This is a genomic window from Streptomyces sp. SAI-127 (assembly GCF_029894425.1).
GTDB lineage: Bacteria > Actinomycetota > Actinomycetes > Streptomycetales > Streptomycetaceae > Streptomyces.
In genome coordinates this window covers 5,161,833-5,174,737 of sequence record NZ_JARXYJ010000001.1, presented here as the reverse complement: position 1 = coordinate 5,174,737, position 12,905 = coordinate 5,161,833, and the positions used below count along the sequence as shown (strand labels likewise).

General features: G+C 69.2%; 11 protein-coding genes and 1 pseudogene. 7 read left to right on the top strand and 5 right to left on the bottom strand.

The features are described 5' to 3' along the window. Positions 1 to 508 precede the first annotated feature (508 nt). Genes pdhA through M2157_RS23670 form a run of 3 tightly spaced genes read left to right on the top strand, consistent with a single transcriptional unit; the run spans position 509 to position 4,099 of the window. Positions 509 to 1,657: a pyruvate dehydrogenase (acetyl-transferring) E1 component subunit alpha gene (gene pdhA, locus M2157_RS23680; protein WP_280863634.1), complete on the top strand. Its 1,149-nt coding sequence runs from the start codon at positions 509 to 511 to the stop codon at positions 1,655 to 1,657. 2 nt (positions 1,658 to 1,659) lie between these two features. Continuing rightward, the gene (locus M2157_RS23675) at positions 1,660 to 2,655 is read left to right on the top strand and encodes an alpha-ketoacid dehydrogenase subunit beta (protein WP_280863633.1); all 996 of its coding nucleotides are present in this window, start codon (positions 1,660 to 1,662) and stop codon (positions 2,653 to 2,655) included. A gap of 10 nt (positions 2,656 to 2,665) precedes the next feature. After that, the gene (locus M2157_RS23670; protein ID WP_280866155.1) at positions 2,666 to 4,099 is read left to right on the top strand and encodes a dihydrolipoamide acetyltransferase family protein; all 1,434 of its coding nucleotides are present in this window, start codon (positions 2,666 to 2,668) and stop codon (positions 4,097 to 4,099) included. Between the two features lie 76 nt (positions 4,100 to 4,175). Here M2157_RS23670 and M2157_RS23665 read toward each other — a convergent pair whose 3' ends face one another. Continuing rightward, complete coding sequence (locus tag M2157_RS23665) at positions 4,176 to 5,075, bottom strand: serine hydrolase (RefSeq protein WP_280863631.1); 900 nt, start codon at positions 5,073 to 5,075, stop codon at positions 4,176 to 4,178. Positions 5,076 to 5,284: 209 nt separating this feature from the next. On the opposite strand from M2157_RS23665, the gene M2157_RS23660 reads away from it, so the two are divergent. After that, entirely contained in the window at positions 5,285 to 5,935 is a 651-nt protein-coding gene (locus M2157_RS23660) for a GntR family transcriptional regulator (RefSeq protein WP_266562310.1), read from the top strand. Continuing rightward, entirely contained in the window at positions 5,932 to 7,245 is a 1,314-nt protein-coding gene (locus M2157_RS23655; RefSeq protein ID WP_280866154.1) for an MFS transporter, read from the top strand. The genes M2157_RS23660 and M2157_RS23655 overlap by 4 nt, the downstream gene beginning before the upstream one ends. Before the next feature lie 68 nt (positions 7,246 to 7,313). Here M2157_RS23655 and M2157_RS23650 read toward each other — a convergent pair whose 3' ends face one another. Further along, positions 7,314 to 8,138, bottom strand: coding sequence for a maleylpyruvate isomerase family mycothiol-dependent enzyme (locus tag M2157_RS23650; protein ID WP_280863629.1), 825 nt, complete (start codon positions 8,136 to 8,138; stop codon positions 7,314 to 7,316). A gap of 182 nt (positions 8,139 to 8,320) precedes the next feature. Here M2157_RS23650 and M2157_RS23645 point away from each other — a divergent pair, with 182 nt between their 5' ends. Continuing rightward, a complete protein-coding gene (locus M2157_RS23645) occupies positions 8,321 to 9,094 on the top strand; it encodes a carbon-nitrogen family hydrolase (protein WP_280863628.1) in 774 nt (257 codons plus the stop codon). A 28-nt stretch (positions 9,095 to 9,122) separates the two neighbouring features. Here M2157_RS23645 and M2157_RS23640 read toward each other — a convergent pair whose 3' ends face one another. Both M2157_RS23640 and M2157_RS23635 read right to left on the bottom strand, forming a co-directional pair. Continuing rightward, positions 9,123 to 9,620 (bottom strand): LURP-one-related family protein, encoded by a 498-nt coding sequence (locus tag M2157_RS23640; protein WP_280863627.1) that lies wholly within the window; start codon positions 9,618 to 9,620, stop codon positions 9,123 to 9,125. Continuing rightward, positions 9,617 to 9,767 (bottom strand): annotated as a pseudogene (locus M2157_RS23635) (AraC family transcriptional regulator); the annotation flags it as partial. The pseudogene M2157_RS23635 and the gene M2157_RS23640, both read right to left, overlap by 4 nt. A gap of 616 nt (positions 9,768 to 10,383) precedes the next feature. Here M2157_RS23635 and M2157_RS23630 point away from each other — a divergent pair. Next, positions 10,384 to 11,217: a PIG-L family deacetylase gene (locus tag M2157_RS23630; RefSeq protein WP_280863626.1), complete on the top strand. Its 834-nt coding sequence runs from the start codon at positions 10,384 to 10,386 to the stop codon at positions 11,215 to 11,217. Positions 11,218 to 11,273: 56 nt separating this feature from the next. Here the strand turns inward: M2157_RS23630 and M2157_RS23625 are convergent, their stop codons facing one another. Further along, positions 11,274 to 12,773: an FG-GAP and VCBS repeat-containing protein gene (locus tag M2157_RS23625; protein WP_280866153.1), complete on the bottom strand. Its 1,500-nt coding sequence runs from the start codon at positions 12,771 to 12,773 to the stop codon at positions 11,274 to 11,276. Positions 12,774 to 12,905: the final 132 nt, after the last annotated feature.

The window sequence follows — 12,905 nt, the reverse complement described above, 5'->3', positions numbered from 1 at the left end:
GCCCTGTGAGCTGGGCGTTGTCACGTGTAGTCACGGAATGACACAGTAAGTCGCTGCCGGTCTGCTTCGGTCATGGGGCGTCCTCTAAGTGGCTCGGCCTGTATGCCGCGCACGAACACCGAGGAGAAATACTCTGATTTTTCATTCTTCGCGCGCTCGGCAAGTCAAACGCGGAAGCTCTTCCGGTGACCTGGGTCGACGGGATAACGTGCCGTTGCTCCGGCCTCCTGCAAGGCTGTGACCAGCGCCCCTTCGAGTCTTTCCCGATTTACTTGGAAATCCAAGCAAAATCGCAGGTCAAAGGGGGTTTCACAGAAATGTGGAGCACTGGGTAACGTGATTCTTGCAGGGCGCTCGCCGGGGCACCTGTCACGCCTGTTCCGGCCAAGTGACACCCACCCCGTGCACGGGTGTCGGAAACAGGTGAGCCGCTCCCCCAGGCTCTGAACGAGCTGGGGGAACCCCAGCTCCCGGCAACCCCGAGGGCCGGACCGACGGAGGAGCACACGTGACCGTGGAGAGCACTGCCGCGCGCAAGCCGCGACGCAGCGCCGGGACGAGGAAGTCCCCGAGCACCAAGCCCGAACTGGTTCAGCTGCTGACGCCCGAGGGCAAGCGCGTCAAGAACGCCGAGTACGACAAGTACGTCGCAGACATCACCCCCGAAGAGCTCCGCGGCCTCTACCGCGACATGGTGCTCACCCGCCGCTTCGACGCCGAGGCCACCTCCCTGCAGCGCCAGGGCGAGCTGGGCCTGTGGGCTTCGCTGCTCGGCCAGGAGGCCGCCCAGATCGGATCGGGACGGGCGCTGCGCGACGACGACTACGTCTTCCCCACCTACCGCGAGCACGGCGTGGCCTGGTGCCGCGGGGTGGACCCGACCAACCTGCTCGGCATGTTCCGCGGGGTGAACAACGGCGGCTGGGACCCCAACGGGAACAACTTCCACCTGTACACGATCGTCATCGGCTCCCAGACGCTGCACGCCACGGGCTACGCGATGGGCGTCGCCAAGGACGGCGCCGACTCCGCGGTCATCGCCTACTTCGGCGACGGCGCCTCCAGCCAGGGCGACGTGGCCGAATCGTTCACCTTCTCCGCGGTCTACAACGCCCCGGTCGTGTTCTTCTGCCAGAACAACCAGTGGGCCATCTCCGAGCCGACCGAGAGGCAGACCCGCGTCCCGCTCTACCAACGCGCGCAGGGCTTCGGCTTCCCCGGCGTACGGGTCGACGGCAACGACGTGCTCGCGTCTCTGGCCGTCACCAAGTGGGCCCTGGAGCGGGCTCGCGGCGGCGAGGGACCGACGCTCGTCGAGGCCTACACGTACCGCATGGGCGCCCACACCACCTCCGACGACCCGAGCAAGTACCGGGCCGACGAGGAGCGCGAGGCCTGGGAGGCGAAGGACCCGATCCTGCGCCTTCGCCGGTACCTGGAGGCCTCAAACCACGCGGACGAGGGATTTTTCGCGGAACTGGAGACCGAGTCCGAGGCGTTGGGCAGGCGAGTGCGTGAGGCGGTCCGTGCCATGCCGGATCCGGACCGCTTCGCGATCTTCGAGCACGCGTATGCGGACGGGCATGCGCTGGTCGATGAGGAGCGGGCCGGGTTCGCCGCCTACCAGGCGTCGTTCGCGGATGGGGAAGGGGCCTGACCATGGCGGCGGAGACTGTGACATTCAAGAACATGGCACTGGCCAAGGCGATCAACGAGTCGCTGCGGCGGGCCCTGGACACCGACCCCAAGGTCCTCGTCATGGGCGAGGACGTCGGCAAGCTCGGCGGCGTCTTCCGCGTCACCGACGGCCTCCAGAAGGACTTCGGCGAGGACCGGGTCATCGACACCCCGCTCGCCGAGTCCGGGATCGTCGGCACCGCGATCGGCCTCGCCCTGCGCGGCTATCGCCCGGTGGTGGAGATCCAGTTCGACGGCTTCGTCTTCCCGGCCTACGACCAGATCGTCACCCAGCTCGCGAAGATGCACGCGCGCTCGCTGGGCAAGGTCAAGATGCCCGTCGTCGTCCGCATCCCCTACGGTGGCGGGATCGGCGCCGTGGAGCACCACTCGGAGTCCCCCGAGGCGCTCTTCGCGCACGTGGCGGGTCTGAAGGTGGTCAGCCCCTCCAACCCCGCCGACGCGTACTGGATGATGCAGCAGGCCATCCAGAGCGACGACCCGGTGATCTTCTTCGAGCCCAAGCGGCGCTACTGGGACAAGGGCGAGGTCAACACAGAGGCGATCCCCGGTCCGCTGCACAAGGCACAGGTGGTGCGGGAGGGCACCGACCTGACCCTGGTCGCCTACGGCCCGATGGTGAAGCTGTGCCAGGAGGTCGCGGACGCGGCGGCCGAGGAGGGCAGGTCGCTGGAGGTGGTGGACCTGCGCTCGGTCTCGCCGCTGGACTTCGACGCGATCCAGGCCTCGGTGGAGAAGACCCGCCGTCTGGTCGTGGTGCACGAGGCGCCGGTGTTCTTCGGGTCGGGTGCGGAGATCGCCGCGCGGATCACGGAGCGCTGTTTCTACCACCTGGAGGCCCCGGTACTCAGGGTCGGCGGCTACCACGCCCCCTACCCGCCGGCCCGCCTGGAGGAGGAGTACCTGCCGGGTCTGGACCGGGTACTGGATGCCGTCGACCGCTCGCTGGCGTACTGAGGAGAGGGTCGTGACGACGATGACGGAAGCGTCCGTGCGCGAGTTCAAGATGCCCGACGTGGGCGAGGGGCTCACCGAGGCGGAGATCCTCAAGTGGTATGTCCAGGCCGGTGACACGGTCACCGACGGGCAGGTGGTGTGCGAGGTCGAGACGGCCAAGGCCGCCGTCGAACTGCCCATCCCCTACGACGGGGTGGTGCGCGAGCTGCGCTTCCCCGAGGGCACCACGGTCGACGTGGGCACGGCGATCATCGCGGTGGACGTGGCGGGCGGTGCCCCCGCGACCCCGGAGACGCCGGCCGAGGCTCCGGAAACCTCCGCGGCTCCCGAAGCCTCCGCGGCTCCCGAGAAGAAGCCGGAGGGCCGTCAGCCGGTCCTGGTCGGCTACGGCGTGGCGGCCTCCTCGACCAAGCGCCGGCCCCGCAAGGGCCCGGAGGTTCCGGTCCAGCAGGCATCGGTCGCGATCCAGACCGAACTGAACGGCCACGGCCCGGCCACCACCAGCCCTGTCACCACCAGCCCGGCCGCCACCGAGCAGTCCCGCCCGCTGGCCAAGCCCCCGGTGCGCAAGCTGGCCAAGGATCTGGGCGTCGACCTCACCACGGTGATCCCGTCCGGCCCGGACGGCATCATCACCCGCGAGGACGTCCACGCGGCGGCGACCCCGGCCCAGGCGCCCGCTCCCGAGCCGACGGTCACCCCGACGCCGGCCCAGGCACCTCTCGCGGCCTCGTACGACGCGGCCCGCGAGACCCGTGTCCCGGTCAAGGGCGTCCGCAAGGCGACGGCCGCGGCGATGGTCGGTTCGGCGTTCACGGCCCCCCACGTCACGGAGTTCGTGACGGTGGACGTGACCCGCACCCTGAAGCTGGTCGAGGAACTCAAGCAGGACAAGGACCTGCAGAACCTGCGGGTGAACCCGCTCCTGCTGATCGCCAAGGCCCTGCTGGTCGCGATCAAGCGCAACCCCGACATCAACGCCTCCTGGGACGAGGCGAACCAGGAGATCGTCCTCAAGCACTACGTCAACCTCGGCATCGCCGCGGCCACCCCGCGCGGCCTGATCGTCCCGAACATCAAGGACGCCCACATCAAGACCCTGCCCCAACTGGCCGAGTCCCTGGGCGAACTGGTGACCACGGCCAAGGAAGGCCGCACCTCCCCGGCCGCGATGCAGGGCGGCACCGTCACCATCACCAACGTCGGCGTCTTCGGCGTCGACACCGGCACCCCCATCCTCCCGCCAGGAGAGGCCGCGATCCTCGCCGTCGGCGCGATCAAACTCCAGCCCTGGGTCCACAAGGGCAAGGTGAAGCCCCGCCAGGTCACCACGCTGGCGCTGAGCTTCGACCACCGCCTGGTGGACGGGGAACTGGGCTCCAAGGTCCTGGCCGACATCGCGGCCATCCTCGAGCAGCCGAAGAAACTCATCACCTGGGCGTGATCTGCCCGCGGAGGACACGCCGTCCAACACTGAAGGGGCCCGTCGCTTCCGGCGACGGGCCCCTTCGTGGTCGGCGTCAGCTGATCTTCGCGTAGCCGTAGTTGATGAGCTTCTTCACGTCGGTCGTGCGGTTGGCCGCCGAGGAGGAGGTCATGACCGCGCCGATGACGGACTCGCCGTTCTTCGTGGCGGCGAAGACGAGGCAGTACTTGGAGTCGGTGCCCGAGCCGGTCTTGATGCCGAGCGTGCCGTTCCAGCCGAGCAGGGTGTTGGTGTTCGTCCAGGCACCCATGGTGCGGGTGCTGCCGGTCTTGGTGATCGTCTTCGCCGTGTACGACTTGGTCTTCACGACGGACTTGAAGGTCGAGTTCTTCATCACGTTGCGGGCGAGCAGCGTGAGGTCCTTCGGCGTCGAGGCGTTCGAACCATTGCTTATTCCGTCGAACGAGTCGAACTTCGTGTTCGCCATGCCGAGGCTCCGGGCCGTCGTGTTCATCTTCGCGATGAACGACTTGGTGCGCGCGGAGACCGTCGAGCCCGAGCCGAACTTGTCGGCCAGAGCCATCGCGGCGTCACAACCGGAAGGCAGCATCATCCCGTAGAGCAGCTGACGGACGGTGACCTTGTCGCCGACGATCAGGTGGGCGGACGAAGCGCCCTTGGAGACGATGTAGTCGCTGTACGCCTTCTTGATCGTGACCTTGGCGTCCAGGTTCAGGTTCGACTGCGAGAGCACGACCTTCGCGGTCATGATCTTCGTGGTGGAAGCGGTGAGCCGCTTCGTGTTCCCCGACTTGCTGTAGAGGGTCGTGCCGGTGGCGCTGTTCATCAGGAATCCGCCCTTGGCGGTGATGGTCGGCGTCGTGAGCGCCTGCGCGGGTGCCGCGGTGAGAGCTCCGGTGGCGAGCACTGCGCCGGTCGTGATGGCGACGGCTGCGGCTCTGCGGACGCGGAGGCCCTTGGTAGCGGTAATCAAGTGAAATACCCCGAATACGGTCGAATGCCCCTGAGTGCGGCCGAGTTGGAGGGGAAGAAAGTGATGCCGCACGTGTGTGACACGTAACTAGCACACAAGGTTGTGCCCCGGCTGGGGCGGGTGTGTCTTTCACGGACAGGAGTTCCTGTCGAGGTCCGAATACTGGAACGGGACTCATCATGCGTACGTGTTGTATCTATGCTGTGGGCATGAGTCTGGCCGTGAAACAGCCTCCCGCCGCCGACCGCGTCTACGCGCACGTCAAGCAGGGTGTCCTGGACCGCCGTTACGAGGGCGGGACCCTGCTCACCGAGGGCGAGCTCGGCGAGGCCGTCGGGGTTTCCCGTACGCCTGTGCGAGAGGCGCTGCTGCGTCTCGAGGTCGAGGGGCTGATCAAGCTTTACCCGAAAAAGGGGGCGCTGGTCCTGCCGGTCTCCGCCCAGGAGATCGCCGACGTCGTCGAGACCCGGCAACTCGTCGAGGGACACGCCGCCCGCAAGGCCGTACCGGCCTCCCCGCAGCTCATCGCGCGCCTCGAGGAACTGCTCGCGCGGCAGAAGGAGCAGGCCGCCGCCGGGGATCTGGCCGGCGCCGCCGTCACCGACCGCTGCTTCCACGCCGAGATCGTCCGCAGTGGCGGCAACGAGATCCTGAACCGGCTCTACGACCAGCTCCGCGACCGCCAGCTCCGCATGGGCGTCGCCGTGATGCACGCCCACCCGGACCGCATCACCAAGACCCTCACCGAGCACGAGCAGATCCTCCAGGCACTGCGCTCCGGCGACGCGGAGGCGGTCGTAGGCCTGATTCACGGGCATGTCGAGTGGTTCTCCCACCTCGCCCGGGGTGAGCTCCGATGAACAAGTCCACTCTTCCGGGTGGCTCTTCTCCAGAAAAGGCACCCCCGGGCGGCCGGCGTGCCATGGCCGTGTGGGGCATCGGCGTATCCGTCTACTTCGTCGCGGTCATCTTCCGTACGTCCCTCGGAGTCGCCGGCCTCGACGCGGCCGACCGCTTCCATGTGAACGCCTCGGCCCTGTCGACCTTCTCGATCCTCCAACTCCTCGTCTACGCGGGCATGCAGATACCCGTCGGCCTGCTCGTGGACCGGCTCGGCACCAAGAAGGTGCTGACGCTCGGCGTGGTCCTCTTCACGGCGGGGCAGCTCGGCTTCGCGTTCTCACCGTCATACGGAACGGCCCTCGCCTCGCGCGCCCTGCTCGGCTGCGGCGACGCGATGACCTTCATCAGCGTGCTGCGCCTGGGCACCCGCTGGTTCCCGGCCCGGCGTGGGCCGCTGGTCGCGCAGCTCGCCGGGCTCGCCGGCATGGCGGGCAACCTGGTCTCCACGCTGGTCCTGGCCCGGCTCCTGCACGGCATCGGCTGGACCCCGGCGTTCGCGGGCAGCTCGCTGCTCGGTGTGGTGGTGCTGGTCCTGCTGCTCCTCTTCCTCAAGGACCACCCCGAGGGGCAGGAGCCGGAGCCGTTCCCGCACCAGGGGGCGGCCTATGTACGGCGGCAGATCGCCGCGTCCTGGCGGGAGCCCGGCACCCGGCTCGGGCTGTGGGTGCACTTCACGACCCAGTTCCCGGCGATGGTGTTCCTGTTGCTGTGGGGCCTGCCGTTCCTCGTCGAGGCGCAGGGGCTGTCCCGGGCGGTGGCGGGCGAACTGCTCACTCTCGTCGTGCTGTCCAACATGGTCGTCGGTCTGGTCTACGGCCAGGTCGTCGCCCGGCACCACGAGGCGCGGCTGCCGCTCGCGCTCGGGACGGTGGGGGCGACGGCGCTGCTGTGGGCGGCCACGCTGGCCTACCCCGGTGAACACGCGCCGATGTGGCTGCTGATCGTGCTGTGCGTGGTGCTCGGCTCGTGCGGACCGGCCTCGATGCTCGGTTTCGACTTCGCCCGGCCGGCGAACCCGCCGGAGCGGCAGGGGACCGCGTCCGGCATCACGAACATGGGCGGGTTCGTCGCGTCGATGACCACCCTGTTCGCCGTCGGTGTGCTCCTGGACGCGACCGACGGCAACTACAGTGTCGCCTTCTCGTCCGTCTTCGTGCTTCAGGCGCTCGGCGTCAGCCAGATCCTGCGGCTGCGTGGGCGGGCGGCCCGGCGGGAGCGGGAGCGGCTGGTGGCGAGCCGGGTGGAGACGGTCCACGTGCCCGCCTGAACGGACATCAGCTGAACGGACGTCAGCGCACCGGCCCGCACACCCGCCGGGACGGGCTTCGTCACCCGCTACGGCGTCACCGTGAAGTTCCTGAGGATCGCCGACGTCAGTTCCGGGTCGCCCTCCGCCTTCACCCGGTCCGCCACCGAGTCCAGGGTCACGCGGCCGCAGGCCAGGCGGACGTAGGTCTCCCAGTCGAGGGTGAGGGTGGCGGCGGGGCCGAGGGCGGGGGCGGTCTCCAGGGTGCCGCGGCCCTGGATGTCGACACGTATGGTGCGCAGGAACTCGATGGGACCGTGGACGTCGAAGACGATCGCCGAGCTGCGGGGGGCGTCGGCCTTGACGGCCACTATGTCGGGGAGCGCTTCGAGCAGGACGTCCCGGGCGATGTGCGCGCCGGGGGAGTCGAGGTTGCCGGGCCGCCCGAGGGCGGTGCGCAGGTCCTGTTCGTGCACCCAGATGTTGAAGGCGTGCTGGCGCATGGAGTCCGCGAGCGTCAGTTCGGTGCCCAGCGGGCCGCGCACCTTCGTGCCGGGGTCGCGGGAGTCGTTCCGCAGTTGGCGGTTGCGGCGGATGACGACGTACTCCAGCTCGGAGGTCATCTCCGGTGCCGTGTGGTGGCGACGGACGTCGACCTGCATCTCCATGTACCGCTGGTGGTCGTTGGTGACGTGGAAGAGGTCGCGGGGGAGGGTGTGGATGGGGCGCGGGTCGCCCAGCATCTCGCAGTCCAGACCGATGACATGGGACACCACGTCCCGGACCGACCAGCCCGGGCAGGGGGTGCGGCGGTTCCACTCTCCCTCCACGAGGGGCGTCACCAGCTCGGTTATCGCGTCGATGGAGTGGGTCCAGGCGTCGGCGTAGGGCTGGAGGGTGGGATGCAGACTCACGGAACGGGACCCCTCGGCGGTCGGAGCACGGGCTGGTGATGGCGGCGTTGCCAGTGGAGGTGGTGGCTGTCGGCGGGTGTCTTGGAACGCTAAGTTACGCTGCTGTGAGGCACCCCGGCAGTGCTTTCGTGTGACGATCGTAGGCCCGTAATGGACGGCTCGAATGCCAGGACGGTGGTAGTGTGCGCGCCTCTCTGATCCAGATCGCCGTGGATGAGGACGAATCGGTCGAATCGCGTCGGCGTCGTGTGGCGTCGCTGGTACGGGATCAGGCCGGGTCCGACCTCGTCGTGCTGCCGGAGCTGTGGACCACCGGGGCGTTCGCCTTCGAGGAGTTCGGCAACGAGGCCGAGCCGCTGGAAGGGCCGACCTACGAGGTCATGGCGAAGGCTGCGAGCGACGCGGGCGTATGGCTGCACGCGGGCTCCGTCCCCGAGCGGGCCCCTGACGGCACCCTCTACAACACCTCCCTCTTCTTCTCGCCCTCCGGTGAGCTGGCCGCCTCCTACCGCAAGATCCACCGCTTCGGCTTCGACAAGGGCGAGGCCGTGCTGATGGGCCGCGGCGAGGACCTGGTGACGGTCCGTCTGCCGGAGACGACCGTCGGCGTCGCCACCTGTTACGACCTCCGTTTCCCCGAACTCTTCCGCGGTCTCGTCGACGCGGGCGCCGAGACCCTGGTGATCCCGGCGGGCTGGCCGGAGCGCCGCCGGGCACACTGGACGCTGCTGGCCAAGGCGCGGGCGGTCGAGAACCAGGCGTTCGTGCTCGCTTGTGGAACGGCCGGGACGCACGCGCGAGTTCCACAGGCCGGTCACTCGATCGTGGTGGATCCGTGGGGCGAGGTCCTCGCGGAGGCGGGCGCCGGCGAGGAGATCCTCACGGTGGAGTTCGACCCGGGGAGGGTGTCCGTGACCAGGGAGCAGTTCCCGGCCCTGAAGGACCGGGTCCTGTGACGTCCGGGTCCTGAGACCTCCCGACAGGTCAGTCGTCCTCCCGTTCCTTCTCAGCCAGGTGGATCACGCACACCGCCACCGCGATCAGCAGCGCAGGGTCCGCGTCGTCCCGGACGATGTCGACGCCGTAGGTCTCCCGCACGTGCAGCCAGCGTCGCGAGACCACGGCGAGCAGCTCACCGTCGTACTCGACGGCGAACTCCCGGTCGAGGATCTTGCCGCTGACATCGAGTTCGGTACTGCCGTCGGCGAGGGCCACCCGGTAGTGGTTGCGCAGCAGCGACAGGCGTTTCCGCTTGATCGTCGCCAGCGGCTCGCCGTCCCGTTCGATCAGCATGGTGTCGCGCAGGGCGAACATCTTCTGGCGGATGTCGATCAGGACCCGCCCGTGGGTGTCCTTCAGCTCGAAGGTGTCCCTGAGGCGCATCGCCTTGCCGTCGACGAGGAACACCTTGTTGCCCTGGTCGTCCTCGATCCAGTAGTCGTCACCGAAGCCGAGGAGCCGGTCGCGTACGAGGAATCTCATGCCGTTACCGGTTCCCCGGCGCCCGCTCGGCAACGCCGCCGGTAGGCCGACGGGCTGAGTCCCGTCTCGCGCGGAACGCGCGCGTGGAGGTTCGAGGCCGTCCACGGGACCGCTCCTCGCGGCCCTCACGTCCAGCCGCTCGTCCCCCGCGCTCGATGAGCCGGGCGGGGGACACGGCCGAGGCCGGCGACGGTCAGCGGCTTCCCCGGCCGTTCCCAGGCCCGCCCACGAGGGCAGCGGGTCCAGCGACTCGTCCCGTACGCCGGGTACGGGTCACTCCACGCGCGGCTGCTGCCAGGCGCAGCCGGATTCCGTCCAGGAGCCCGAGCCCGAGCCCGTCGCCGTCGAGGCGGCCCAGCCGGTCGCCGAGGTCACGCCCGAACCGAGCCGGCTTCCGACACGGAGCCCGAGCCCGTCGTAGAACCGGAGTCGCTGCCGACCGCCCGTCTCCGCGGTGGGTGGCGAGGACGAGCCCGCGGGACACCGTGTCCGCGACCCCGGTCGGCGGGATGACCCGCTCAGCCGCCCCGGGATCCTGCGGGGCCACGTCCTCGACGTCCCGTGGCCACCACGTATCCCCGGCCGCCCGCGAGCCGATCGACCCGGCGATCCTCGACCTGTACCGGAGAGGCGGCCGTGCCGGGAACAGTCGGTCCGGTCGGCGCGGTTGCATCGACGAGGGGCCGGTGGCATCCGGGCCCAGGATCGCGGTACGCCCGCCGCGCGCTCGGACCAAGTCGTATTTCCGCAGGAGGACTTCTTCATGACCGACCGGCCCCTGACGCTGATGGCAGTACACGCCCACCCCGACGACGAGGCCACCGGAACCGGAGGAGTCCTCGCGCGGTACGCGGCGGAAGGCATCCGCACGGTTCTCGTGACCTGTACCGACGGCGGTTGCGGTGACGGGCCGGGGGGTGTCAAACCGGGTGATCCCGGGCACGATCCGGCGGCGGTCGCCCTGCTGCGCCGCCAGGAACTCGAGGCGAGCTGTGAGGTCCTGAAGATCAGCGATCTGGAGATGCTGGACTATGCCGACTCCGGGATGATGGGCTGGCCGAGCAACGACGCCCCCGGATCCTTCTGGCAGACCCCCGTGCAGGAAGGCGCCGCCCGGCTCGCGGAACTCATGCGGCACTACCGACCTGATGTGGTCGTCACCTACGACGAGAACGGCTTCTACGGCCACCCCGACCACATCCAGGCCCACCGCATCACGATGGCGGCGCTGGAGATGACCGCCTTGACGCCGAAGGTGTACTGGACCACGATGCCCCGCTCGATGGTGAAGCGGTTCGGCGAGATCATGCGCGAGTTCCAGGAGGACATGCCGGAGCCGGACCCTGCCGAGACCGCCGCGCCGGCCGAGATCGGCCTCCCCGACGACGAGATCACCACATGGGTGGACACCACCGCGTTCAGCGGTCAGAAGTTCGACTCGTTGGCCGCGCACGCCAGTCAGGGCGAGAACATCTTCTTCCTCAGGATGGGCAAGGAGAGGTTCGGTGAGTTCATGGGCATGGAGACCTTCGTACGGGTCCAGGACGCCACCGGCGCGGCCGTACCCGAGAACGACCTCTTCGCCGGTCTGCGCTGAGCCGCCTGACCAGCCGTGATGGATGGGCGGGCCCGTTTCCCGGGCCCGCCCGAGGGCTAGTCGGCGAAGAGCGCGCCGAACTGCGCGGTGCCCGAGGTGGAGACGCCCACCGCGGTCACGGAGAGGGCGCGGGAGCCGGTCGTGCCGATCTTCGTGCCGGTGGAGGGCAGGTAGGTCACCGCTCCGTCGCCGCCGTCCTCGTACGACCCGATGACCAGGTCGGCCTTGCCGTCGCCGTTGACGTCGTCGAGCTTGACGTCGGCGCCGAACAGGTCGCTCTTCTCGGAGGTGCCGGGGACGCCGGTCGTGTTCTGCTCGAAGGACTGCAGGCCGGTGGAGGTGTTGATGCCGCTCGCGGAGCCGTACATGACGGTGACCATGCCGGCGTTGCTGACGCTGCCGAGGTCCTCGTTCGGGGCGGAGACGACCAGGTCCTGGTAGCCGTCGCCGTTGACGTCACCCAGGTCCAGGTCCCAGCCGAAGGAGTCGCCCTTCTCCGAGCTGCCGGGCACGTTCCCGGTGTTCTGGGTGATGCCCGTGGTCGAGGCGGGGCCGGACGCGGAGCCGTAGGTGATGCTGACCCTGCCGCCGTCCGAGGAGTCCGGGACGGTCTGGCCGTCGCTGGTCGTGGCGTCCCAGCCGGCGCCGGTGACGATGTCGCCGTAGCCGTCGCCGTTGATGTCGCCGATGCCGGTGACGATGCCCGGCTTGAGGGTCTTGACGCCCGCGACGCTCAGACCGCTCGCGGTGCCGGGCACGTAGTAGTTGGTGTTCCAGCCGTTCTCGGTCTGCGTCTCGTAGCCGTCGACCACCAGGTCGGTACGGCCGTCGCCGTTCACGTCGCCGGCGGTGAGCTGCTGAGGGCCGTACGGGAAGCCGGACGAGCCGGGCAGGATCGGCGGCTTGACGGTGTAACGCCCGCCGGGCTGGCCGGTGGAGCTGCTGAAGCCGCCCTTGTAGACGTAGAGCGTGGCGGACGAGCTGCCGACGGCCAGATCGGCCTTGCCGTCGCCGTCGAAGTCGCCGGCGGCCAGGGCCAGGCCCCAGTTGTCGTGCGAGGAGACGGCCGGGTCCGGTACGTCGCTGGCCTTGCCGGTGAGGCCGCTCGCCGAGCCCCACAGGATCGCGAGGGCGCCGCCGTCGGTGTCGGTGCCGACCTTCTCGTACGGCGAGGCCACGGCGAGGTCGTCGTAGCCGTCGCCGTTGAAGTCGGCGTACGCCGTCGCGCCGCCGAACCAGTCGCCGGTCTCGGCGCTGCCGGGCACGGTGCCGGAGTTCTGGCTGAGGACCGTGCGCTTGGCCGAGGTCACGCCGGAGCCGGCGCTGCCGTAGAGCGCGACGACCTGGCCGGCGTTGGCGTGGCCGCTGACGTAGGCGCCGGGGGCCGAGGCCACCACGTCGCCGATGCCGTCGCCGTTGAAGTCGGCCTTCGCGACCTTGAACGAGTCGGCGGCGGTGGCCGTCGTCGCCGAGACCGTGAGCAGACCGCCCGTCAGGGCGGCCGCGGCGGCCGTCGCGAGGGCGAGTCGCAGGTACGGATGGTGGTGCTGGTGCATGCGGAATCTCCTGCGGCATGCGGGGGATGCCTGGCGGGCATCCGCGTCAATGGGGTGCAAACCATCCGTGTTTGCCAGGAGTTGTCCTCTGGGCCACGGCCAGTTTGCGATCAAGAGACTTCCGGCGGGCCC

Coding starts and splice junctions, on each gene's coding strand:
- M2157_RS23630 (WP_280863626.1), top strand. CDS start 10,384: ATGACCGACCGGCCCCTGACGCTGATGGCAGTACACGCCCACCCCGAC.
- M2157_RS23655 (WP_280866154.1), top strand. CDS start 5,932: ATGAACAAGTCCACTCTTCCGGGTGGCTCTTCTCCAGAAAAGGCACCC.
- M2157_RS23660 (WP_266562310.1), top strand. CDS start 5,285: ATGAGTCTGGCCGTGAAACAGCCTCCCGCCGCCGACCGCGTCTACGCG.
- M2157_RS23640 (WP_280863627.1), bottom strand. CDS start 9,620: ATGAGATTCCTCGTACGCGACCGGCTCCTCGGCTTCGGTGACGACTAC.
- M2157_RS23675 (WP_280863633.1), top strand. CDS start 1,660: ATGGCGGCGGAGACTGTGACATTCAAGAACATGGCACTGGCCAAGGCG.
- M2157_RS23625 (WP_280866153.1), bottom strand. CDS start 12,773: ATGCACCAGCACCACCATCCGTACCTGCGACTCGCCCTCGCGACGGCC.